This window comes from Schumannella luteola (assembly GCF_013408685.1).
Taxonomy (GTDB): domain Bacteria; phylum Actinomycetota; class Actinomycetes; order Actinomycetales; family Microbacteriaceae; genus Schumannella; species Schumannella luteola.
This window is the reverse complement of the sequence record NZ_JACBZY010000001.1, coordinates 2,899,035-2,921,884: the sequence shown is the minus strand read 5'-3', so window position 1 is coordinate 2,921,884 and position 22,850 is coordinate 2,899,035. Positions and strand designations below refer to the sequence as shown.

Here is a 22,850-nt window from a genome sequence, read left to right as displayed (position 1 = left end):
TGCGGCGCGCGGGGATGGCGGTGAACGCGGTGCTGCCGCCGCCGGTGGCGGCAGGCCTGCCGGATGTCCTGACGGCGACCGTCGAGCGGGTGAGCGGCTGGGGCGGTGACCCGGCGCGCTATGCCGCGTCGGCCGCGGCGGGCCTCGCCGCGCTGCGGGCGATCGGCGGCGAGCCGAGTGGTGGGGGCGCGGCCGCCGCCGATTCGGCCGCCGCGCAGGCCGAGCCGGTCGCGCTGCGGGCGATCGGCACGGTCGCGGCCTGGCGCAGCGGCATCCCCGCGTTCCGTCGCGCTTCGCGGGATGCGGCCGCCGCGCTCCCGCGCGAGGTCGCGGGGGCGACGCTCGGCCTCGAGGCTCAGCAGGTGACCGAGCTGCTGGCGGCCGGCGATGATCCGCTCGTCTGGCCCGGCGCCGGATCCGAGCTCGCTCTCGTGGGCGGATTCCGCGGTCTGGGCGGCGTCTGGACGCTGCCGCCGAGCGACCTCGTCGTCGCCGAGGGGACCCTGCTGGCGGTCGCGACCGGCGAGCAGTGGTGGCACGTCGAGCTGGATGCGGTGGGCTGCCGCATCACCCCGGCCGCCGAGCCGCTGACGCAGGCCTCACCCGACCGCGCCCGTCTCGTGGCCGAGATCTCGACCGACAGCTACCTGGTCAGCGTCGGGAGGCGCGGATGAGCGGCTCGGTGCGGCGCGCGCGGCCCGGCGCGAAGGGCGGCGGGCCGGGACCGCTCCCGCCCGAGCTGGCGCCCGCCTGGTCTGGGGCGCAGCGGCTGTGGGGCGTGAACCTGCATCCCGCGCAGGCGCATCCCGCCGCAGGGCGCCCGAGCTTCGCGTGGTTCGGCTTCCCGCCGCAGGTGACGGTCGACCCGGTCTTCGCCCGTGCGGTCGGGGTCGACGCCGAGTGGGAGACGATCTTCGCTCACGAGATCGGGCACCACGTGCTCGCGCCGAGCACCCGCATCGCGGGGCTCAAGATCACTCAGCAGATGGCGCGCGCGCTCGTCGCGAGCTCCTACGACGCGCCGGTACGGCTGCGCGAGCGGTCCGCCGATCTGGCGAACCACTGGGAGGACCTGCTGATCAACGTGCGGGTGCACGAGCTGCAGCGCGTGGCGGGCGCCGAACGCGCCGCCGCTGATGATGACGGCACCGGGATGGTGCGGATGTACTCCCGGCTCGCGGACGGACCCGTCGACCGGTTCTGGTGGGTGATCTTCCGCGCCTACGAACTGCTGTGGGATCTGCCCGACCGCGCACTCGCCCGGGGGAATCCGCCGGCGGCACCCGTCGTCCCGGAGCCGCTGGGAACGGCGCTCGGGCAGCGACGTCGCTCGACCGTGGTCGCCGAACGCTTCCGCGAGCAGCAGGCGAAGCTGGATGCGGCGAGCGACGCAGCCGAGCGCGCCCGCGCGGACCTGCTCGCACTGACCCGCACGCATCCGGAAGCGGACGCACGGCTGCTCGCGAGCACCGTCCGCACTTTCGGCGACGACCCGATCCGCGGAGCCCTGCGGGCGGGGATGCTGCTCGCGCCGTACCTGCTCGAGCAGGATGCTGCTGACGACGCGAGCGGGAGACGGGGTCGGTCCTCCCGCGGCGACGAGCGGGGGACGGATCCCGGCGCCGCGCGCGGCTGCGGCGGAGAGGTGGACGCCGCGCCGCCGACGGAGGCCGAGCTCGGCGAGGTGCTGCGCGACGACCGCCTGCGTGAGGAGCCGCGGCATCCGGCGCTCGACGAGAGCGGGCGGGCCATCTCGAACGCCGAGGACCCGGCCTCGACCGGCTCGGAAAGCCAGGGCTACGGTCTCGCCGAGACGCTCGAGCTCTACGACCCGGCGATCGCCGACGCGGTGCTGCGCGCCTGGTATCTCGACGGCGCACGACGCTGGGTGAGGCCGATCCGCGAGCCGGCGCATCCGATCTCGACGGGGGAGCAGATCCCCGGGCCGACCGAGCTGTGGGATGTCGACGACGAGCTGACCGCAGTCGACTGGCGGGCGACGCTCGCGGCTTCGCCGCGCATCGTGCCCGGGGTCACGACCCGGCGTCGCACCTGGCTGGAGGACGATCCGCCGACGCGTCAGGAGAGCATCGACCTCGATCTCTGGGTCGACTCCTCGGGATCGATGCCGAGCCCTGCCGCCGATTCGCCGGCGCTGCTCGCGGGCGCGATCCTCATCGAGTCGGTGCTCGCCGGCGGCGGCCGCGTGCAGGTCACCTCCTTCTCCGGTCCCGGTCAGGTCGCCGGACTCGCCCGGCCGACGCGCAATCGCTCGGAGGCGATCGGTGCGCTGCTGCACTACTTCGGCGGCGGCACGACCTTCCCCCTCGACGTGCTCGCGGAGCGGTACCGCACGGTGCGCCCCGCTCGCGATCGCCGTCGTCACCTCGTCGTGCTGTCGGACGGCGGACTCGAGTCGCTCTTCGGCCAGGGCCAGCCCGGCCTCGAGCACGTGGCCGGCGAGGTGCGGCAGCGGATCGACACCGCGACGCTCATCGTGATCGGCTGGCTCGGCCGGGTTCCCGAACTCGCCGCCGCGAACGGCTACACGGTCGAGCACGTGCAGCGTCACGAGGATGCGCCGGCGGCCTGTCGCCGTCTGGCCGAGCTGATCGCGCGCCCGGGGGAGCCGAGCAGGAGAGGACGGGCCCGTGCCTGACACCAGCGCATCCCGCGACGACGGCACTCCCGGCGCAGCATCGACCGGTGCGACGTCGGCCGCCGCCGGCGCTCCCGCCGCGGGACCGCTCGGCGGTCCTCGGCCGCTCGACCGCTGGTTCGCCCTGCGCCTCGACGAGACGCGGGTCTGGGATGCGCTGGCTCCCGGTCCGTCGCTCGAGGTCGTGCAGACGCGGATCTCCTCGGCTCCGCAGGCCTTCCTGGCCGAGTCGATCTCGCTGCGCGCGCTGACCGGCGACGTGCTCGCCGGCGCTCCCGACCACGTGCTCGCGAGCGCTCTCGCGATCGCCGACGAGGCGCAGCACGACCCCGCGGCGCGGCAGGGCGCGGCCCTCGCGCTCTGGCTCTGGGCCTCGGACGAGCTGCTCACGCCGTTCGCGCCGCCGCTCGATGCGCGCTGGGCGCACTCGTCGATCGGCGCGCTCGCGTTCCGGCTCGCGCCGCTCGTCGAGCCGCGTCGCTGGCTCGCGGATGACGAGAGCCGCGAGGAGGCCGCGCGGCTTTTCCTGCTCTGGGCGGGGCGGCTCCCGGCGGGCGAGGACGCCACGACCGCCCGGGCGCGCTGGGAGCGCCGCGACACGATCGCCCGCGATGCCGCGCTGCGCGAGCTCGTCGCCGACGAGGAGCACCGGCGCCGCATCCAGGCCGCGCTGGCCGAGAAGCGCGCGGCCGAGGCGGCGGCGCGGTACTCGCATGAGTGACGCGGGCCGGGGCCCGAGCGCGGACTCGGAGTCCGGACCCGCCGATGTGCTGCTGCCGCACTACGTGCCGGGGTCGACGGTCGCCCTGAGCGACGCCGAGCGCTGGCCGGGCCTGACCGCCACGGCCCGCACCCGCCTGGAGGCCGTGCTCGCGCATCCGGCCGCCCCGCTCTGGCGGCACCGCGTCGGGCACCGGCTCGACGCCGCCGCGGTCGAGCGGGCGCGCGCCGAGCTGCCGGTCGATAACTGGCTGCCGGCGCATCTCGAGGTCGTGCGCGAGCTGCCCGCCTATCGCGGCCTGCGCGGGCGCCTGCACGCTCTCGACGACTTCCCGCTCATCTCGCGCGCCGAGCTCGCGGCCGACATCGGCGGCTTCGTGCCGCGCGACGCCGACCTCTCGCGTCTCGTGCAGGGTTCGAGCTCGGGATCGACGGGGGCCGCGCTGCGGCTGCCCGACGACGTCGAGGATGTGGCGCGCACCTTCTGGCTCGTGCGCCGTCTGCTCGCGGGACTCGGCGTCGACTGGCAGCCGGATCCACGTCGACTCGCCCTCGCGCTCGTGGTGCATCAGCGGCAGGCCTTCACCTACGTCTCTCCCGTGCCGGGGTTCACCGCCGAGCGCGGCGGCGGGTCGGGCGGCAGCGGCGGTGACGCCGACGGTCAGACCCTGATGGCCCGGCTCAACCTCGACCCGCGCGACTGGCCGACCGCCGACCGGGTCGTGTTCCTGCGTGGCCACGACCCGCAGCTGATCAGCGGCAACCCGAGCAGCCTGGCGACGCTGCTCGAGCCCGAGACGGCCGCCGTGCTGCATCCCCTGGCGATCGTCAGCGGAGCCCTGCATCTCACCCCCGCGCTGCGGGCGGCGCTCGAGAGCCGCTTCGCCGTGCCGGTGCTCGACCTCTACGGACTGCACGAGACGCGCCCGATCGCCTGGCGCGCCGACGACGGCCCCTTCCGGGTGCTCGACACCCGCGTGCTGGTCGAGACGGTGGATGCGGCGGGCCGCCCCGCCGGCGACGCGCGCGGCGAGCTCGTGGTCACCGCCGGCAGCAACCCGCTGCTGCCGCTCGCCCGCTACCGCACGGGCGACCACGGCCGCCTCGTCGAACGCGACGGCCGCCCGGCGATCGCCGACCTCGAGGGCCGCGAGCACGTCGAGTTCGTCACGGCCGGCGGGCACGCGATCAACACCGTCGACCTGACCCAGTACCTGCAGGACGCGGGCGCCCTGGCGTGGTCGCTCGTGCAGCGCGCCGACGGCACGGTGCGCGCGCGCATCGCCGGCGGCGACGCCGACCGAGCGACCCGTCGCATCCGCGCCCTGCTCGGGCAGCCGGTCGAGCTCGAGGCCGTCGCCCGGCCGATCGACCTGGGCGAGGGCAAGCCCCGCCGCTTCCTCCGCGAGAGCTGATGACGGCCCTCCCACGACGGGCGTGTCCGGCGGATGTCGGTGGTCGTTCGTAGACTCTCGGGGTGTCGATCTCTGCCGTGCCCGGAAACTCCAAACTCAGCGTCCGCGGTGCCCGCGTCCACAACCTGAAGGACGTCGACCTCGAGATCCCGCGCGACTCGCTCGTCGTCTTCACCGGCCTCTCCGGATCGGGCAAGTCGAGCCTCGCCTTCGACACGATCTTCGCCGAGGGCCAGCGCCGCTACGTCGAGTCGCTGTCGGCCTACGCCCGCCAGTTCCTCGGCCAGGTCGACCGCCCCGACGTCGACTTCATCGAGGGACTCAGCCCCGCCGTCTCGATCGACCAGAAGTCGACCAACCGCAACCCGCGCTCGACCGTCGGCACGATCACCGAGATCTACGACTACATGCGACTGCTCTGGGCGCGCGTCGGCGAGCCGCACTGCCCGGTCTGCGGCGAGCGCATCCAGAAGCAGAGCGTGCAGCAGATCGCCGACCAGCTCATGGAGCTCGAGACCGGCACCCGCTACCAGGTGCTCGCGCAGGTCGTCAGCCAGAAGAAGGGCGAGTTCGTCGACCTCTTCGCCGAGCTCAGCTCGAGCGGCTACTCGCGCGCGATCGTCGACGGCGAGATGATCCAGCTCACCGAGCCGCCGAAGCTCAAGAAGTCGTACAAGCACGACATCGCCGTCGTGATCGACCGTCTCGTCGCGGCCGACGACATCCTCGGCCGACTCACCGACTCGCTCGAGACGGCGCTGCGGCTGACCGACGGCCTCGTCACGATCGACTTCGTCGACCGCGAGGAGAAGGCGAAGGATCGCCGCCGCACCTTCAGCGAGAAGCTCAGCTGCCCCAACGGCCACCCGCTGCAGCTCACCGAGATCGAGCCGCGCACCTTCTCGTTCAACGCGCCCTTCGGCGCCTGCCCGGAGTGCTCGGGTCTCGGCACGAAGATGGCGGTCGACCCCGACCTGCTGCTCGGCGACCCCGAGCTCACGCTCAACGAGGGCGTCATCCTGCCCTGGAACCAGGGCGGCAAGGGTCTCTACAGCTACTTCCAGCGCCTGCTCGGCGGTCTCGCCCGCGACCTCGGCTTCGACCTCGACACGCCCTGGAATCAGCTCAGCGACGAGGTGCAGCAGGCGATCCTGCGCGGCAACGACTTCGAGGTCGTCGTGCAGTGGCGCAACCGCTTCGGCCGCACCATGAAGTACTCGACCGGCTTCGAGGGCGTCATGCCCTACATCGAGCGCAAGTTCCACGAGGCCGAGAGCGACTGGGCGCAGCAGCGCCACGGCGAGTACCTGCGTGAGGTGCCCTGCCAGGTCTGCCACGGCCAGCGCCTCAAGCCCGAGGTGCTCGCGGTCACGGTCGTCGGCCGCAGCATCTCGGCTGTGACCGAGCTCAGCCTGCTCGACGCCTACGAGCTCATGCAGACGCTCGAGCTGACCGAGCGCCAGGCGCGCATCGCCGCGCAGGTGCTGCGCGAGATCCGCCTGCGCCTTGAGTTCCTGCTCGAGGTCGGCCTCGGCTACCTGACGCTGTCGCGCGCCGCCGCGACCCTCTCCGGCGGCGAGGCCCAGCGCATCCGCCTCGCCACCCAGATCGGCTCGGGCCTGACCGGCGTGCTCTACGTGCTCGACGAGCCGTCGATCGGCCTGCACCAGCGCGACAACCGCCGCCTCATCGACACCCTGGTGAAGCTGAAGAACCTCGGCAACACGCTCATCGTCGTCGAGCACGACGAAGACACGATCCGCACCGCCGACTGGATCGTCGACATCGGCCCCGGCGCCGGCGAGCACGGCGGCGAGGTCATCCACTCCGGCGGCTACGAGGCCCTGCTCGACAACCGCAAGTCGATCACCGGCGACTACATCTCCGGCCGCAAGGCGATCTCGGTGCCCGGCAAGCGACGCAAGATCGACCGCAAGCGCATGATCGCCGTCGAGGGCGCGTCGGCGAACAACCTGCGCGACGTGACCGTGAAGTTCCCGCTCGGCGCCTTCGTGTCGGTGACCGGCGTGAGCGGATCGGGCAAGTCGTCGCTCGTCAACGACATCCTCTACAAGGTGCTCGCCAACACCCTCAACGGCGCCAAGCAGGTGCCCGGCCGGCACAAGCGCGTCACCGGGCTCGACCAGCTCGACAAGGTCGTGCACGTCGACCAGGCGCCGATCGGCCGCACCCCGCGCTCGAACCCGGCGACCTACACGGGCGTCTTCGACCGCATCCGCACCCTGTTCAGCGAGACGGTCGAGGCGAAGTCGCGCGGCTACCTTCCGGGCCGCTTCAGCTTCAATGTCAAGGGCGGCCGCTGCGAGAACTGCTCGGGCGACGGCACGATCAAGATCGAGATGAACTTCCTGCCCGACGTCTACGTCGCGTGCGAGGTCTGCCACGGGGCGCGCTACAACCGCGACACCCTGCAGGTGCACTACAAGGGCAAGAACATCGCCGAGGTGCTCGACATGCCGATCGAGGAAGCCGCCGGCTTCTTCGAGCCGATCACGGCCATCCACCGCTACCTCAAGACCCTCGTGGATGTGGGCCTCGGCTACGTGCGCCTCGGCCAGTCGGCGACGACCCTGTCGGGCGGCGAGGCGCAGCGCGTGAAGCTCGCCACCGAGCTGCAGAAGCGCTCGAACGGCCGCAGCATCTACGTGCTCGACGAGCCCACGACGGGTCTGCACTTCGAGGACGTGCGCAAGCTGCTGCTCGTGCTCAACGGCCTGGTCGACAAGGGCAACACGGTCATCGTGATCGAGCACAACCTCGACGTGATCAAGAGCGCCGACTGGCTCATCGACCTCGGCCCCGAGGGCGGCTCGGGCGGCGGTCTCGTGATCGCCGAGGGCACGCCCGAGCAGGTCGCCGACAACCCCGACAGCCACACCGGGCAGTTCCTCGCCGAGCTGCTCGAGTCGGAGGCCGCGGGACGGGGACGCCGGAAGGCCGGCTGATGGCGCGGCCGGAGCGCGCCGACGCCATCCCGTGGCGGCCGAAGCCGAGCGAGATCCCGACCCAGCCGGGCGTCTACCGCTTCCGCTCGCCCTCGGGGCGGGTCATCTACGTCGGCAAGGCGAAGAACCTGCGTCAGCGGCTCGCGAACTACTTCCAGCCGCTGCGCAGCCTGCACGAGCGCACCCGCGCGATGGTGCTCACGGCGGCGAGCGTCGAGTGGACCGTCGTCGGCAGCGACTTCGAGTCGCTGCAGCTCGAGTACACCTGGATCAAGGAGTTCGACCCGCCGTTCAACGTCAAGTTCCGCGACGACAAGAGCTACCCCTACCTCGCGGTGACGATGGCGGATGAGGCGCCGCGCGTCATGGTGACGCGCAACCACCGCATCCCCGGCGCCCGGTACTTCGGCCCGTACCCGAAGATCTGGGCCGTGCGCGAGACGATCGAGCTGATGGTGAAGGCGTTCCCCATCCGCACCTGCTCCGACTCGAGCTACAAGCGGGCGATGCAGACCGGGCGCCCCTGCTTCCCCGGCCAGATCGGACGCTGCGGCGGGCCCTGCTCGCACAAGGTCTCGATCGAGCAGCACCGGCGCACGGTCGAGCAGTTCGTCGCCTTCATGGCGAGCCACGACCGCTCGATCATCGGCGCGCTGCAGCGCGACATGAAGGATGCCGCGGCGATGCAGGACTACGAGGAGGCCGCGAAGCTGCGCGACCGCATCGTGGCCCTCGAGAACGTCCTCGAGAAAAGCGCCGTCGTGCTCGCCGACGGCGTCGACGCGGACGTCTTCGGCATCGAGCACGATGAGCTCGCCGCCGCGGTGCAGCAGTTCGTCGTGCGCGGAGGCCGGGTACGCGGTGTGCGCAGCTGGGTCGTCGACAAGGAGCTGGATGTGCCGCTCGGCGAGCTCGTCGACGGCGTGCTCGAGACCGCCTACGAGAACGAGGAGCCGCCGCGCGAGATCATCGTGCCCGAGGTGCCCGACGACGTCGAGGCGCTGCAGCTGTGGCTGGGGGAGCGGCGGCAGAACCGCCAGGTCGTCATCCGCACGGCGCAGCGCGGCGACAAGCGCCAGGTGCTCGAGACGGCCACGCTCAACGCGAAGCAGGCGCTCGCGCTCTACAAGACCCGGCGAACGGCCGACTACGTCGCCCGCACGCAGGCCCTCGAGGACATCCGGGATGCGCTCGGGCTCGACGAGGCGCCGCTGCGCATCGAGTGCTACGACGTCTCGCACCTCGGCGGCACCGGCATCGTCGCGTCGATGGTCGTCTTCGAAGACGGCCTTCCGCGCAAGAACCAGTACCGCAAGTTCGGCGTGCCCGAGTACGCCGACGACACCGCGGCGCTCTACCAGGTGCTCTCGCGCCGGCTCGCGCACCTCGAGGACGATCCCGAGCCGGGTTCGCCGGGGGAGAGGGGCGCGACGATCGATCTCGACGACGAGCTGGATGCTGACGCCGGTGCGGCGGACGACGCGCTGGGCGCCGAGGACGACGGCTTCGACGACGAGCTCGACGACGAGCTCGACGGCGACGACGATGCTGACACCGACGACGGCGCTGACTCCGACGGCACGGACTCCGACGCCGCTCCGACCGCCGAGCAGATCGCCGATCAGGTCGTCGCCGAGACCTCGACGAGCTCCCAGCGCAAGCGCTTCGCCTACCGTCCCGGACTGCTCATCGTCGACGGCGGCCAGCCGCAGGTCGAGGCCGCCGCGCGGGCGATGGCCGACGCCGGCGTGACCGACATCCCGCTCGCCGGGCTCGCGAAGCGTCTCGAGGAGATCTGGCTGCCCGGCAGCGACTATCCCGTGATCCTGCCCCGCAACAGCGAGGCGCTGTTCCTGCTGCAGCGGGTGCGCGACGAAGCCCACCGCTTCGCGATCACCTTCCAGCGGCAGAAGCGCAAGGGCGGTATCGCGACCGAGCTGAGCGGCATCCCCGGACTCGGGCCGACCCGTGTGCAGGCGCTGCTCAAGCACTTCGGCTCGGTCACCCGGCTGCGCGGCGCGGACGCGGCGCAGATCACCGAGGTGAAGGGCATCGGCCCGGCCCTCGCCGACACCATCGCGGCTAGGCTGGGCAGGCCGAAGGCGGACGCGGCTTCCCTCGCCGCCGTCGCCGGCCCGGCACCCGCGATCACCCCCGAGCGCAGCGACGAGGAGACATGACCGATCCCGGCCAGGACGACCCCCGCGAAGAGCGGGAGATCCTCATCGTGACGGGGATGTCCGGCGCCGGGCGCTCGACCGTCGCGAACGCGCTCGAAGATCTCGGCTGGTACGTGGTCGACAACCTGCCGCCGCAGATGCTGCGTCCGCTCGCCGACCTCTCCGAGCACGCGGCCGACACGATCCCCAAGATCGCGGCGATCGTGGATGTGCGCGGCGGCCGCCTGTTCGCCGACGTGCAGGAGGCGATCACCGAGCTCAAGACCGCCGTTCCGGTGCGGGTGCTCTACCTCGACGCGAGCGACGCCGCGCTGGTGCGCCGCTTCGAGCAGGTGCGTCGACCGCATCCGCTGCAGGGCGACGGCACGCTGCTCGACGGCATCCACGCCGAGCGGGCGCGCATGGCCGAGCTGCGCTCGTCGAGCGACGTGCTGATCGACACCTCCGACCTCAACATCCACCAGCTGGCGCGCGAGACGGCCGAGCGCTTCTCGGCCGACGGCGCCGTGCGGATGCGCGTGATCGTGCTCACCTTCGGCTTCAAGTACGGCCTGCCGGCCGACGCCGACAACGTCGCCGACGTGCGGTTCCTGCCGAACCCGTTCTGGATTCCTGAGCTGCGCGAGCACACCGGCCTCGACCCGGAGGTGTCGGAGTACGTGCTCGGGCAGGAGGGCGCGCTGCTCTTCGCCGAGCGCTACGTCGCCGCGCTCGAGCCGCAGCTGGCGGGGTATCTCCGCGAGAACAAACGACACGCTACGATCGCTGTCGGCTGCACCGGCGGGAAGCACCGCTCGGTCGCGATGGCCGAGGAGATCGCGCGCAGGCTCCGCGCCGCCCCCGACGTGGCGGTGACCGTGAAGCACCGCGATCTCGGCCGCGAGTAGCCCACCCCACCACATGAACACCGGCGCGTGCGCGCGCCCACTGAACGATCTCGATGAGAGGACACGGCGTGGCACTGACGTCCGATGTGAAGGACGAGCTGACGGCCGTGCAGGTCGCCAAGAACACCGTGCGGGCGGCCGAGCTCGCCGCGCTGCTGCGCTTCTCGGGTGGTCTGCACATCATCTCGGGCCGCATCGCGGTCGAGTCGGAGGTCGACACCCCGGCGATCGCCCGCCGCGTGCGCAAGGACCTCGCCGAGCTCTACGGCGTGCGCAGCGAGGTCGGCTCGATCTCGTCGGGCGGCTCGCGCAAGGGCGAGAGCTTCGTCGTGCGCGTCATCGAAGGCGGCGAGACGCTCGCCCGCCAGACCGGGCTGATGGATGCCCGCCGTCGCCCCATCCGCGGTCTCCCGAACCGTCTGACGACGGGCTCGCGCGAGGAGCTCGCCGCCGTCTGGCGCGGCGCCTTCCTCGCCTCCGGCACCCTGACCGATCCCGGTCGCTCCGCCGCACTCGAGGTCACCTGCCCCGGCAACGAGGCCGCCATGGCGCTCGTCGGCGCGGCCGGCCGCCTGCGCATCCCGGCGAAGGCGCGCGAGGTGCGCGGCATCCACCGCGTCGTCGTGCGCGACGGCGAGGCGATCTCGGCGATGCTGCGCCTCATGGGCGCCGGCAACACCGTCGACGAGTGGGAGGAGATGCGCCAGCGCCGCGAGGTGCGCGCCACCGCCAACCGCCTCGTGAACTTCGACGACGCCAACCTGCGCCGCTCGGCGCAGGCCGCCGTCGCCGCCTGCGCCCGCGTCGAGCGCGCGCTCGAGATCCTCGGCGAGGGCGTGCCCGAGCACCTGCGCTACGCCGGCGAGCTGCGCCTCGCGCACCGCGACGCGAGCCTCGACGAGCTCGGCCACCACGCCGACCCGCCCATGACGAAGGACGCGGTCGCCGGCCGCATCCGCCGCTTGCTCGCGATGGCCGACAAGGAGGCCACCGACCGCGGCATCCCCGGCACCGAGGCGAACGTCCCGCCCGGCGCCGAATGACTCGGCTTCTGCCCTGACGCGCCCGATGCGCCGTGACGACGTAACAGTCCGTCACGGCGCATCGGTGTTCCCGCCGCCTGCACCGGGAGTTGTCTGGGCGTCGATCTCGGAATCCCTGAGCGGCTCGGCGGCTTTCACTACTGTGAAAGAAGAAGCCGGGTGCTGTTCGAACTGGCGCCCGGATCGATCCCCGAGGAGATGACATCCGAATGGCCAAGTACACGCTCCCTGAGCTCCCGTACGACTTCGCCGCTCTCGAGCCGCACATCAGCGGCAAGATCATGGAGCTGCACCACGACAAGCACCACGCGACCTACGTCGGCGGCGCGAACACGGCTCTGGAGAAGCTGGCCGAGGCCCGCGACAACGGCGACCTCGTGAACGTGAACAAGCTCGAGAAGGACCTCGCGTTCAACCTCGGCGGTCACGTCAACCACTCGATCTTCTGGACGAACCTCTCGCCCGAGGGCGGCGGACAGCCGGAGGATGCGGACCTCAAGGCCGCGATCGAAGACGGCTTCGGCTCCTTCGACAAGTTCCAGGCCCACTTCACCGCCAACGCGCTCGGCATCCAGGGCTCCGGCTGGTCGGTGCTGAGCTGGGATCCGATCGGCGAGCAGCTGCTCATCCAGCAGCTCTTCGACCAGCAGGGCAACACCGCCCAGGGCACCATCCCGATCTTCCAGGTCGACATGTGGGAGCACGCCTTCTACCTCGACTACCTGAACGTCAAGGCCGACTACGTGAAGGCGATCTGGAACATTGCGAACTGGCAGAACGTGGCCGCGCGCTTCGCCGCCGCTCGCTCGAAGACTGAAGGCCTGCTGGTACTGTCGTAAGCGGTTCGGGGACCGGGCTCACGGCCCGGTTCCCGCCCGATCTACCACCTCTACCACCACCTCGCTCACCACCGAGCACAAGGAGAAGCATGTCCGTCAAGATCGGTATCAACGGCTTCGGCCGAATCGGTCGCAACTACTTCCGTGCCGCCCTCGCCAAGGGCAGCGACCTCGAGATCGTCGCCGTCAACGACCTCACGGACAACAAGACCCTCGCGCACCTCCTCAAGTACGACTCGATCACCGGTCGCCTGGACGCCGAGGTCACCTACGACGAGAACAACATCTACGTCGACGGCAAGGCCATCAAGGTCTTCGAGGAGCGCGACCCCGCGAACCTCCCCTGGGGCGAGCTCGGCGTCGACATCGTCATCGAGTCGACCGGTCGCTTCACGAAGGCCGACGACGCCAAGAAGCACATCGCCGGCGGCGCCAAGAAGGTCATCATCTCGGCTCCCGCCTCGGGCGAGGACGCGACGTTCGTCATGGGCGTCAACGAGGGCGACTACGACCCGGCCAACCACCACATCCTCTCGAACGCGTCGTGCACCACGAACTGCCTCGCGCCCCTCGCCAAGGTCTTCAACGACACCTTCGGCATCGAGAACGGCCTCATGACCACGGTTCACGCCTACACGGCCGACCAGAACCTGCAGGACGGCCCGCACAGCGACCTGCGTCGCGCCCGCGCCGCCGCCGTCAACATCGTGCCGACCTCGACCGGCGCCGCCAAGGCCATCGGCCTCGTGCTGCCCGAGCTCGTCGGCAAGCTCGACGGCTTCGCCCTCCGCGTCCCGGTGCCCACCGGCTCGGTCACCGACCTCACGGTCACCGCCTCGCGTCCGGTCACGGTCGAGGAGGTCAAGGCCGCGTACAAGGCCGCCGCCGAGGGCCCCCTCAAGGGCATCCTCAAGTACACCGAGGACGAGATCGTCTCGAGCGACATCGTCAGCGACCCGCACTCGTCGATCTTCGACGCCGGTCTGCTGCGTGTCATCGGCAACCAGGTCAAGCTGTCGTCGTGGTACGACAACGAGTGGGGCTACTCGAACCGCCTCGTCGACCTCGCCGAGTACGTCGCCGCGCGCCTCTGATCCACTGAAGGCCCGGAACCCCCGCGGTTCCGGGCCTTTCCTCTGAGAAAGGGAGAGCATGGCTCTTCGCACCATCGAGAGCCTGGGGGCTCTCTCCGGCAAGACGGTGCTGCTGCGCAGCGACCTGAACGTGCCGCTCAAGGACGGCGCGATCACCGACGACGGCCGCATCCGCGCGTCCGTCCCCACCATCCAGGCGCTGCTCGCCGCGGGCGCGCGCGTCGTCGCGTTCTCGCACCTCGGCCGCCCCGAGGGCGCCCCGGACGCGAAGTACAGCCTCGCGCCGGTCGCGGCCCGCCTCGGCGAGCTGCTCGGCGAGTCCGTGCGCTTCGCGACCGACACGGTCGGCGACGGCGCCCGCGAGGCCGTCGCGAGCGACGCCCGCGTCGTGCTGCTCGAGAACCTGCGCTTCAACCCGGGCGAGACCGCCAAGAGCGACGAGGAGCGCGCCGCCTTCGCCGCGCAGCTCGCCGCCTTCGGCGACGTGCTCGTCTCCGACGGCTTCGGCGTCGTCCACCGCAAGCAGGCGAGCGTCTACGAGCTCGCGCAGCAGCTGCCGAGCGCGGCGGGTCTGCTCATCGCGGCCGAGCTCGACGTGCTCGACCGCCTCACCGAGAACCCCGAGAAGCCCTACGCCGTCGTGCTGGGCGGGTCGAAGGTCAGCGACAAGCTCGGCGTGATCGCCCACCTGCTGCCGCGGGTGGATGCGCTGCTCATCGGCGGCGGCATGCTCTTCACCTTCCTCGCGGCCCAGGGCCACAAGGTCGGCAAGAGCCTGCTCGAGGTCGACCAGATCGAGACCGTCAAGGGCTACATCCGCGAGGCGGAGGAGCGCGGCGTCGAGCTGCTCATCCCCACCGACGTCGTGGTGGCCTCGAAGTTCGGCGCCGACGCGGACCACGTCGTGACCGCGGCCGACGCGATCGAGCAGACGCCGTTCGGCGCCGAGGGCCTCGGCCTCGACATCGGCCCGGACACCGCGGCGGCCTTCGCCGCGGTCGTCGGCCGCTCGCGCACCGTGTTCTGGAACGGCCCCATGGGCGTCTTCGAGCTCGCGCCCTTCGCGGCCGGCACGAAGGCCGTCGCGCAGGCGCTCACCGAGGTCTCCGGCCTCGGCGTGGTCGGCGGCGGCGACTCGGCCGCGGCCGTGCGCGCACTCGGTTTCAACGATGACCAGTTCGGTCACATCTCGACAGGCGGCGGAGCGAGCCTGGAATTCCTCGAGGGCAAGAAGCTCCCCGGACTGGAGGTCCTCGGATGGCAGTGAAGCGCACCCCGCTCATCGCGGGTAACTGGAAGTTGAACCTCGACCACCTGCAGGCGATCGCCTTCGTGCAGAAGCTGCACTGGAAGCTCGAGGAGGGCAACCACGACTACGCCGACGCGGAGGTCGCGGTCTTCCCGCCGTTCACCGACCTGCGTTCGGTGCAGACCCTCGCGGCCGCCGACAAGTACTCGCTCGCCTACGGCGCGCAGGATCTGTCGGCCCACGACTCGGGCGCCTACACGGGCGAGATCTCGGGCGCGTTCCTGGCCGCTCTCGACGCGAAGTACGTGCTGATCGGGCACTCCGAGCGCCGCGAGTACCACCACGAGACCGACGAGCTCATCGCCGAGAAGGTCGCCGCGGCGCACCGTCACGGCATCGTGCCGATCATCTGCGTCGGCGAGACCGCCGACGACCTCGAGAAGCACGGCGCGAGCGCCGTGCCCGTCGCGCAGCTGCGCACCGCCCTCGGCGGCGCGAAGAAGGGCTCCGAGGTCGTCGTGGCCTACGAGCCCGTGTGGGCGATCGGCTCGGGCCAGGCGGCCACCGCCGAGCAGGCCCAGCAGGTCGCCGAGGCGCTGCGCGCCGTCGTCGCCGAGGAGCTCGGCGCCGAGGCCGGCGAGTCGACCCGCATCCTCTACGGCGGCTCGGTGAAGTCGGGCAACATCGCCGGTTTCCTGCGCGAGAAGGATGTCGACGGCGCCCTGGTGGGCGGCGCGAGCCTCGTCGTCGACGAGTTCGCGGCCATCGTGCGCTTCAAGAGCCACGTGGGCGTCTGAGTCAGAAACCCCGACGGCGGGCCGGAGCGCTTCGGCGCCCGGCCCGTCGCCTATACTGAACGCTGGCATTCCGGCGCTCATCGCGCTTCTCGGAAGCACAGGAAAGGTCTCGCGTGGAAATCCTCCAGGTCATCGTGCAGGTGGTGCTCGGCATCACGAGCCTTCTGCTGACCCTGCTCATCCTCCTGCACCGCGGTCGCGGCGGCGGTCTCTCCGACATGTTCGGCGGCGGCGTCACCTCGAACCTCGGCGCCTCGGGCGTGGCAGAGCGCAACCTGAACCGCATCACCGTCGTGCTCGGTCTCGTGTGGGTCGCCTCGGTGATCGTGCTCGGTCTGATCACCCGGTTCGACGCCGGCAGCTGAGCCGGCTCACCCGATCGAACGTCCGTCGCCTGAGCGGCGGAGAAGGAGCACAGCAGTGGCTACCGGAGGCAGCGCCATCCGCGGATCCCGTGTCGGATCCGGACCCATGGGCGAGCAGGACCGCGGCTATCACGCCGAGCGCGTCGCCGTGTCCTACTGGGACGCGATGGGCAACGAGACCGTCCGCTACTTCGCGGCGAACGTGCCCGCGGAGGAGATCCCCGAGACCATCGACAGCCCGTCCACGGGTCTGCCGGCCGGTCGCGACAAGGCGAACCCGCCGCAGTCGGCGAAGAACGAGCCCTACAAGACGCACCTCGCCTACGTGAAGGAGCGTCGCACCGACGAGGAGGCCGCTCAGCTCCTCGAGGAGGCGCTGCAGCAGCTGCGCGCCCGTCGCGGCACGACCGCCGCGAGCTGAGGCTCCGCGAACCGAACGACGAAGGCCCGGATCCCCTGAGGGATCCGGGCCTTTCGCGTGCCGCGCGCTGTGTCGTCGCGCGCAGCCGGGCCGATCAGTGCATGACGACGATCAGTGCTCGTCGATGGAGTGCGCCGCCGTCCAGAACTGCTCGCTCGTGATGAGCTCGGCCGGCACCTCAGCGGCCGCGTCCTGGTCGACAAAGAACACGGTGCGCTTGCGGCCCTGCGCGCCCGCGGCGGGCACGTCGGAGATGCTGGCGTCGGCGAGGGCCAGGCCCAGTGCACCGGCCTTGTCGGCGCCCGCGAGCACCATCCAGATGCGGTCGGCCGAGTTGATGACCGGCAGCGTGAAGCTGAGGCGCTCGGGCGGCGGCTTCGGCGAGTTCGTCTCGGCGATGACCGTGCGGTCGGTCACGTGCACGCCGGTGCGGTCGGGGAACAGCGAGGCGATGTGCCCGTCGGGTCCGACGCCGAGGAACAGCACGTCGAAGCGCGGGTACTCCGCCCCCTCCGGGGCCGCGGCGGCCAGCTCGGCCGCGTAGGCCGCGGCGGCCGCCTCGATGTCGGCGTGCTCGCCGGGGGCCGGCAGCGACTTGACCTGGCCGGGGGCCAGCTCGAGCGCATCCAGCAGGGCCGCCTTCGCCTGGGTGTCGTTGCGCTCCGGGTCGCCGTGCGGCAGGTACCGCTCGTCGCTGAACCAGAAGGTGATCTTCGACCAGTCCACGCTCTGGTGAGCGGGGGAGTCGCCGATCGCGCGGAGCACGGCCCCGCCCATGGTGCCGCCCGTCAGGGCGACGTGGGCGGAGCCCTGCTCCTCGAGCACGTCGATGATCTTCGTGATGAACCGCGCCGCGACGCTGCCGGCCAGCGCCGCCTTGTCAGGGTGGACCAGCACCCGCCGCTCGTTGGTCACGCTCGATCTCCTCCGTCGGTGGTGGTGCGGCGCCCGAGGCGGGCGACGCCCTTCTGCACGACCTCGCCGAACAGCTCGTCGGGGTCGAGTCGGCGCAGCTCCTCGGCGAGGCAGTCGCGCAGACTGCGCCGGGGGAGCGAGATGTCGTGCGTCGGCTGGCCGGGCTGCTCGAGCGTCGCCACCGTGGGGGTGTTGCGCTCGAGGCGCACCTCGCCGGAGGCGCGGTGCAGCACGACCTTGTGGATGCCGCTCGACCCGTGACCGGGTCCGGCCAGATCGAGGGTGACCGGCGCATCCAGCTGCAGTCCGAGCCAGGCCGCGAGCAGCTCGGTCGACGGCGACTGCGCGGCGCCCTCGACCTGGATCGCGGTGACCTGCTCGTACGGCGGCTGGTCGAGCACGGCGGCGAGCTGGGCCCGCCACAGCGTCAGACGCGTCCAGGCGAAGTCGGTGTCGCCCGGGCGGTAGTTCGAGCTGAGCAGCTCGATCGCGCTGTTGGGGTCCTTCGCGGTGGCCGAGTCGGTGATGCGGCGCTGGGCGATGCGGCCCAGCGGCGACTCGCTCGGGTTCTCCGGAGCGACGTGCGGCCACCAGACGACGACCGGGGCGTCGGGCAGCAGCAGGCTCGTGACGAGCCCCTCCTCGTCCGACGCGGCTTCGCCGTAGGCGCGCAGCACGATGACCTCGCTCGCGCCGGCGTCGCCGCCGACACGGATCTGGGCGTCGAGTCGGGCGTCCTGGATCTCGGCGCCCGCCGGGGCGGCCGTCGCGACGCCCGTGCGGGCATCCGGTCCGACCGACACGACGATGACGCGCATCGGGTGCTCGCGCGAGGCGTCGTTGGCGGCCTCGATGGCCTCCTCCTCCTCGCCGAGCACGGTCGAGATCACGAGCGTCAGCACGCGACCGAGGGCGACGGCGCCGCCCTCCTCGCGGATCGACACGAGCGCCTTCGAGATCGCGCTCGTGGTGGTGTTGGGAAGATCGACGATCACGGGCGCCTCCAGACACGTCCGTCGCGGGCGAGGAGCTCGTCCGCCTCCGGCGGACCCCACGTCCCGGGCTTGTACTGCTCGAGCGGGCCGCCCTGCTTCGCCCAGAACTCCTCGATCGGGTCGAGGATCTTCCAGCTCAGCTCCACCTCCTGGTGGCGCGGGAACAGCGGCGGGTCGCCCAGCAGCACGTCGAGGATGAGCCGCTCGTAGGCCTCGGGGCTCGCCTCGGTGAAGGCGTGGCCGTAGCCGAAGTCCATCGTCACGTCGCGCACCTGCATCCCGGCGCCCGGCACCTTCGAGCCGAAGCGGATGGTGACGCCCTCATCGGGCTGCACGCGGATGACGAGCGCGTTCTGCCCCAGCGCCGAGGTCTGCTCCTCGGCGAAGAGGTACTGCGGCGCGCGCTTGAACACGACGGCGATCTCGGTGACGCGGCGCCCCAGGCGCTTGCCGGCGCGCAGGTAGAAGGGCACTCCGGCCCAGCGTCGGGTGTCGACGTTGAGCTTGATCGCGGCGTAGGTCTCGGTGACCGACTCCGGGTTCATGCCGTCTTCGTCGAGGAAGCCGACGACCTTCTCGCCGCCCTGCCAGCCGCCCGAGTACTGACCGCGCGCGGTCGCCTTCGAGAGGTCCTCATCGAGGTGCACCGCCGAGAGCACCTTCTCCTTCTCGGCACGCAGATCGGCGGCGTCGAACGACACCGGCTCCTCCATGGCCGTGAGGGCGAAGAGCTGCAGCAGGTGGTTCTGGATGACGTCACGCGCCGCGCCGATGCCGTCGTAGTAGCCGGCACGACCGCCGACGCCGATGTCCTCGGCCATCGTGATCTGCACGTGGTCGACGTAGTTGGCGTTCCAGATGGGCTCGTAGAGCTGGTTGGCGAAGCGCAGAGCGAGGATGTTCTGCACCGTCTCCTTGCCCAGGTAGTGGTCGATGCGGAACACCGAGTCGGGCGGGAAGACCGACTCGACCACGGCGTTCAGTTCGCGGGCCGTCTGCAGGTCGGAGCCGAAGGGCTTCTCGATGACGACGCGACGCCACTGACCGGGCTCGCCGTCCTGGCCGCCCTTCGGGTCGGCGAGTCCCGAGCGGCGCAGCTGCTCGGTCACTTGGGGGAACGACTTCGGCGGGATCGAGAGGTAGAACGCGTGGTTGCCCATCGTCCCGCGCTCGCGGTCGAGCTCGTCGAGCGTGTCCTTGAGGCGGTCGAAGGCCGCGTCGTCGTCGAACTCGCCCTGCACGAAGCGGATGCCCTGCGCGAGCTGGTTCCAGACGTCCTCATCGAACTTGGTGCGGGCGTGATCCCGCACGGCATCGTGGACGACCTTCGCGAAGTCCTGATCCTCCCAGTCGCGACGTGCGAAGCCGACGAGCGCGAAGCCCGGCGGCAGCAGTCCGCGGTTGGCGAGGTCGTAGACCGCCGGCATGAGCTTCTTGCGCGACAGGTCTCCGGTCACACCGAAGATCACGAGGCCGCTGGGACCGGCGATGCGGTTCAGCCGACGATCGTAGGAGACCCGGAGCGGATTCGACTCCGGGGTGATCTCTGCTGGGGACATGACTCAGGCGACCGCCGAACGGATCTGCTGGATGCCGGCGACGACGTCGCTCAGCGTCAGGGTGAGCACCGGGCGGCCGTGCTCGGCGAGCACGCTCGCGTCGCCGGCTGCCTGGGCGCGGATGAGCTGACCGAAGGTGAACGGACGGTCGGGGATCTGCAGGTCGGGGCCGTCGCTGTCGGCGTCGGCGACGATCTGCAGGAAGACGCCGACCGGCGCTCCGCCCTTGTGGTACTGGCCGGTGGAGTGCAGGAAGCGCGGGCCCCAGCCGAAGGTGACGGGACGACCCGAGCGCGCGGCGAGCGCGTCGCGCACCGACTCGAGCTCGCTGTGGGCGAGTCGGTCGAGGTAGGCCTGCACGGCGAGGTAGCCGTTCTCCGGAACTGTCGCGAGCAGGGCGTCCACCGCGGCGGCGACGGTCTGCTCGGCGGGGGAGAGGTCGCCCTTGACGCGCACCTGCACGGCGGCGTCGACGAAGATCGGCTCCTCCGGGGCGGGGGTCGCGTCCAGCAGGCTGCGCGCGGCGGCCTTGGCCGATTCGACGTCGGGCTGGTCGAAGGGGTTGATGCCCAGCAGACGACCGGCGACGGCGACCGCGTACTCCCAGGTGAGGATCTGCGCGCCGAGCGAGCCCGACACCTCGATCTCGCCCTCGCGCACCTCGCGGGTGGCCTCGGCGTCGGCGACCAGGCGCACGATCTGCACGTCGGCGGCGCCGCTCGTGAGCTCGGGTGCATCCAGGCCGACAACGACCGGGAGCAGGCCCGTGCCGTCCTTGCCGGTCGACTCGGCGATGAGCTGCTCGACCCAGTCGCCGAAGCCGACGATGTGGGTGCCGTCGGCGACGATCACGACCTTGTCGCGCAGCGGCTTGGTGCCGCCGATCGCGGCGCCGAGCACGAGGCCCGGGTTGCTCTCGCGGTCGATCGCGAGCTCGAGCGAGGCGGCCTGCACCTCGTCGAGCAGCTCGCGGATGTCGGCGCCGGCGAGACCGCTCGGCACGAGGCCGAAGGCGGTGATCGCCGAGTAGCGTCCGCCCACGTTGGGGTCGGCGTTGAACACGCGGTAGCCGTCGGCGCGCGCGGCCTGGTCGAGCGGCGAGCCCGGGTCGGTCACGATGACGATGCGCTCGGTCGGCTCGATGCCGGCCTCGCGGAACGCCGCCTCGTAGACGCGCTTCTGGCTGTCGGTCTCGAGGGTCGAACCCGACTTCGACGAGATGACCACGGCGGTCTTCTCCAAGCAGTCGGCGAGCGCCGAGCGCACCTGGCGCGGGTCGGTCGAGTCGAGCACGGTCAGCGGCACGCCGTAGGTGCGGGTGATGACCTCGGGGGCGAGCGACGAGCCGCCCATGCCGCCGAGCACGATGTGGTCGACGCCCTTGGCGTGCAGGTCCTCGCGCAGGGCGAGGATGTCGTCGACGAGTCCGGCGCTGACGGCGGCGGCCTCGACCCAGCCGAGTCGCTTCGACGACTCGTCCTCGGCCGCGGCGCCCCAGAGCGTCGGGTCCTGCGTCGTGATGCCGCCGGCGACGCCGTCGCTGACGAGCTGCGGCACGATCCGCTCGACCGCCTCGGAGGCTGCGCCCGTGGCGTGGACGGTGGCACTCACTTGGCGGCCTCCAGCGCGGCGGTGACGGTGTCGAGCAGCTCGTTCCAGGACACGATGAACTTCTCGACGCCCTCCTTCTCGAGCACGGCGCTGACGTCGTCGTAGTCGACGCCCACGGCGGCGATCGCGGCGAAGACCTCGTCGGCCGCGGCGTAGGAGCCGGTGACCGCGTCGCCGGTGATGACGCCGTGGTCGAAGGTCGCCTCGAGGGTCTTCTCGGGCATCGTGTTGACGACGCCGTCGACGGCCAGCTCGGTCACGTAGAGCGTGTCGGGCAGGTTCGGGTCCTTGACGCCGGTCGAGGCCCAGAGCGGACGCTGCGCGTTCGCGCCCGAGCCGATGAGAGCCTGGGCGCTGTCGCTCGCGAACTCCTCCTCGTAGAGGCGGTAGGCCAGCTGGGCGTTCGCGACGCCGAGCTTGCTCTTGAGCGCGAGGGCCTCGTCGGTGCCGATCGCCTCGAGGCGCTTGTCGGTCTCGGTGTCGACGCGCGACACGAAGAACGAGGCGACCGAGCGGATGGTCGACAGGTCGATGCCCGCGGCCTGCGCCTTCTCGAGACCGGCCAGGTAGGCCTGGATGACCTGACGGTGGCGCTCGAGGCTGAAGATCAGGGTCACGTTGACGCTGATGCCGAGGCCGATGACCTCGGTGATGGCCTCGAGGCCCTCGATCGTCGCGGGGATCTTGATCATCGCGTTGGGGCGGTCGACCGTGGCCCAGAGCTGCTTGGCCTGGGCGATCGTGCCGGCGGCGTCGTGCGCGAGGCCGGGCTCGACCTCGATCGAGACGCGGCCGTCCTCGCCCTCGGTGGAGTCGTAGACGCCGCGGAAGACGTCGGAGGCGGCGCGCACGTCGTCGGTCGTGATCGCGAACACGGCGTCGGTGACGCTGGTGCCCGCGGCCGCGAGGGTGGCGACCTGCTCGTCGTAGGCCTCGCCCTTGGCGAGGGCGCCGGCGAAGATCGTCGGGTTGGTCGTGACGCCGACGACGTCGCGCTCGGCGATCAGCTTCTCGAGGCCGCCCGAGGCGATGCGCTCACGCGAGAGGTCGTCGAGCCAGATGCTGACGCCGACCGCGGAAAGCTGGGCGGTGGGGGTGGTGTCGGACATGATCCGGATTCTCTTCTCTGTCTGTT

The 22,850-nt window shown here is 71.4% G+C and carries 19 protein-coding genes; 14 read left to right on the top strand and 5 right to left on the bottom strand.

Going from position 1 to position 22,850, the window contains the following annotated elements:
• Positions 1 to 14: 14 nt before the first annotated feature.
• The 14 genes from BJ979_RS13270 to BJ979_RS13205 all read left to right on the top strand — a co-directional run bounded on the left by BJ979_RS13270 (position 15) and on the right by BJ979_RS13205 (position 16,635).
• Entirely contained in the window at positions 15 to 674 is a 660-nt protein-coding gene (locus BJ979_RS13270; protein WP_179568560.1) for a hypothetical protein, read from the top strand.
• On the top strand, positions 671 to 2,659 hold the full coding sequence (locus BJ979_RS13265) for a vWA domain-containing protein (protein WP_179568558.1): 1,989 nt from the start codon (positions 671 to 673) through the stop codon (positions 2,657 to 2,659). The genes BJ979_RS13270 and BJ979_RS13265 overlap by 4 nt, the downstream gene beginning before the upstream one ends.
• Positions 2,652 to 3,380, top strand: a complete 729-nt coding sequence (locus tag BJ979_RS13260; RefSeq protein ID WP_343046701.1) for a phosphohydrolase — start codon at positions 2,652 to 2,654, stop codon at positions 3,378 to 3,380. Before BJ979_RS13265 ends, BJ979_RS13260 begins: the two co-directional genes overlap by 8 nt.
• Positions 3,373 to 4,794: a phenylacetate--CoA ligase family protein gene (locus BJ979_RS13255; protein WP_246286778.1), complete on the top strand. Its 1,422-nt coding sequence runs from the start codon at positions 3,373 to 3,375 to the stop codon at positions 4,792 to 4,794. The genes BJ979_RS13260 and BJ979_RS13255 overlap by 8 nt, the downstream gene beginning before the upstream one ends.
• 62 nt (positions 4,795 to 4,856) lie before the next feature.
• Positions 4,857 to 7,760: an excinuclease ABC subunit UvrA gene (gene uvrA, locus BJ979_RS13250; protein ID WP_179568556.1), complete on the top strand. Its 2,904-nt coding sequence runs from the start codon at positions 4,857 to 4,859 to the stop codon at positions 7,758 to 7,760.
• Positions 7,760 to 9,940: an excinuclease ABC subunit UvrC gene (gene uvrC / locus BJ979_RS13245; protein WP_179568554.1), complete on the top strand. Its 2,181-nt coding sequence runs from the start codon at positions 7,760 to 7,762 to the stop codon at positions 9,938 to 9,940. Before uvrA ends, uvrC begins: the two co-directional genes overlap by 1 nt.
• On the top strand, positions 9,937 to 10,827 hold the full coding sequence (gene rapZ / locus BJ979_RS13240) for an RNase adapter RapZ (protein WP_179568552.1): 891 nt from the start codon (positions 9,937 to 9,939) through the stop codon (positions 10,825 to 10,827). Before uvrC ends, rapZ begins: the two co-directional genes overlap by 4 nt.
• A gap of 68 nt (positions 10,828 to 10,895) precedes the next feature.
• Positions 10,896 to 11,870: a DNA-binding protein WhiA gene (whiA, locus tag BJ979_RS13235; protein ID WP_179568550.1), complete on the top strand. Its 975-nt coding sequence runs from the start codon at positions 10,896 to 10,898 to the stop codon at positions 11,868 to 11,870.
• Between the two features lie 209 nt (positions 11,871 to 12,079).
• Positions 12,080 to 12,709 carry a superoxide dismutase gene (locus BJ979_RS13230; protein ID WP_179568549.1) on the top strand — a complete coding sequence of 210 codons (630 nt, stop codon included), beginning with the start codon at positions 12,080 to 12,082 and terminating at the stop codon, positions 12,707 to 12,709.
• Between the two features lie 89 nt (positions 12,710 to 12,798).
• Positions 12,799 to 13,803: a type I glyceraldehyde-3-phosphate dehydrogenase gene (gene gap, locus BJ979_RS13225; RefSeq protein ID WP_179568548.1), complete on the top strand. Its 1,005-nt coding sequence runs from the start codon at positions 12,799 to 12,801 to the stop codon at positions 13,801 to 13,803.
• 58 nt (positions 13,804 to 13,861) lie between these two features.
• Positions 13,862 to 15,070 carry a phosphoglycerate kinase gene (locus tag BJ979_RS13220; RefSeq protein ID WP_179568547.1) on the top strand — a complete coding sequence of 403 codons (1,209 nt, stop codon included), beginning with the start codon at positions 13,862 to 13,864 and terminating at the stop codon, positions 15,068 to 15,070.
• On the top strand, positions 15,061 to 15,849 hold the full coding sequence (tpiA, locus tag BJ979_RS13215; protein WP_141163630.1) for a triose-phosphate isomerase: 789 nt from the start codon (positions 15,061 to 15,063) through the stop codon (positions 15,847 to 15,849). Before BJ979_RS13220 ends, tpiA begins: the two co-directional genes overlap by 10 nt.
• A 113-nt stretch (positions 15,850 to 15,962) precedes the next feature.
• Positions 15,963 to 16,214 carry a preprotein translocase subunit SecG gene (gene secG, locus BJ979_RS13210; RefSeq protein WP_141163629.1) on the top strand — a complete coding sequence of 84 codons (252 nt, stop codon included), beginning with the start codon at positions 15,963 to 15,965 and terminating at the stop codon, positions 16,212 to 16,214.
• A gap of 55 nt (positions 16,215 to 16,269) precedes the next feature.
• Entirely contained in the window at positions 16,270 to 16,635 is a 366-nt protein-coding gene (locus BJ979_RS13205; protein ID WP_179568546.1) for an RNA polymerase-binding protein RbpA, read from the top strand.
• 111 nt (positions 16,636 to 16,746) lie between these two features.
• On the opposite strand, the gene pgl is transcribed toward BJ979_RS13205, so the two are convergent.
• The 5 genes from pgl to tal are packed head-to-tail and all read right to left on the bottom strand — an operon-like array spanning position 16,747 to position 22,824.
• Entirely contained in the window at positions 16,747 to 17,550 is an 804-nt protein-coding gene (gene pgl / locus BJ979_RS13200) for a 6-phosphogluconolactonase (protein ID WP_179568545.1), read from the bottom strand.
• The gene (locus BJ979_RS13195) at positions 17,547 to 18,545 is read right to left on the bottom strand and encodes a glucose-6-phosphate dehydrogenase assembly protein OpcA (RefSeq protein WP_179568544.1); all 999 of its coding nucleotides are present in this window, start codon (positions 18,543 to 18,545) and stop codon (positions 17,547 to 17,549) included. Before BJ979_RS13195 ends, pgl begins: the two co-directional genes overlap by 4 nt.
• Positions 18,542 to 20,104 (bottom strand): glucose-6-phosphate dehydrogenase, encoded by a 1,563-nt coding sequence (zwf, locus tag BJ979_RS13190; protein ID WP_179568542.1) that lies wholly within the window; start codon positions 20,102 to 20,104, stop codon positions 18,542 to 18,544. Before zwf ends, BJ979_RS13195 begins: the two co-directional genes overlap by 4 nt.
• Positions 20,105 to 20,107: 3 nt before the next feature.
• Positions 20,108 to 21,715: a glucose-6-phosphate isomerase gene (locus BJ979_RS13185; protein WP_179568540.1), complete on the bottom strand. Its 1,608-nt coding sequence runs from the start codon at positions 21,713 to 21,715 to the stop codon at positions 20,108 to 20,110.
• Positions 21,712 to 22,824, bottom strand: coding sequence for a transaldolase (gene tal, locus BJ979_RS13180; RefSeq protein WP_179568538.1), 1,113 nt, complete (start codon positions 22,822 to 22,824; stop codon positions 21,712 to 21,714). Before tal ends, BJ979_RS13185 begins: the two co-directional genes overlap by 4 nt.
• Between the last annotated feature and the right edge of the window lie 26 nt (positions 22,825 to 22,850).

Excerpts from the sequence above, each read along its gene's own strand:
- BJ979_RS13270 (WP_179568560.1), top strand. The coding sequence starts at position 15 with ATGGCGGTGAACGCGGTGCTGCCGCCGCCGGTGGCGGCAGGCCTGCCG.
- BJ979_RS13255 (WP_246286778.1), top strand. The coding sequence starts at position 3,373 with ATGAGTGACGCGGGCCGGGGCCCGAGCGCGGACTCGGAGTCCGGACCC.
- uvrC (WP_179568554.1), top strand. The coding sequence starts at position 7,760 with ATGGCGCGGCCGGAGCGCGCCGACGCCATCCCGTGGCGGCCGAAGCCG.
- BJ979_RS13220 (WP_179568547.1), top strand. The coding sequence starts at position 13,862 with ATGGCTCTTCGCACCATCGAGAGCCTGGGGGCTCTCTCCGGCAAGACG.
- BJ979_RS13265 (WP_179568558.1), top strand. The coding sequence starts at position 671 with ATGAGCGGCTCGGTGCGGCGCGCGCGGCCCGGCGCGAAGGGCGGCGGG.
- zwf (WP_179568542.1), bottom strand. The coding sequence starts at position 20,104 with ATGTCCCCAGCAGAGATCACCCCGGAGTCGAATCCGCTCCGGGTCTCC.
- BJ979_RS13230 (WP_179568549.1), top strand. The coding sequence starts at position 12,080 with ATGGCCAAGTACACGCTCCCTGAGCTCCCGTACGACTTCGCCGCTCTC.
- tal (WP_179568538.1), bottom strand. The coding sequence starts at position 22,824 with ATGTCCGACACCACCCCCACCGCCCAGCTTTCCGCGGTCGGCGTCAGC.
- rapZ (WP_179568552.1), top strand. The coding sequence starts at position 9,937 with ATGACCGATCCCGGCCAGGACGACCCCCGCGAAGAGCGGGAGATCCTC.
- tpiA (WP_141163630.1), top strand. The coding sequence starts at position 15,061 with ATGGCAGTGAAGCGCACCCCGCTCATCGCGGGTAACTGGAAGTTGAAC.
- gap (WP_179568548.1), top strand. The coding sequence starts at position 12,799 with ATGTCCGTCAAGATCGGTATCAACGGCTTCGGCCGAATCGGTCGCAAC.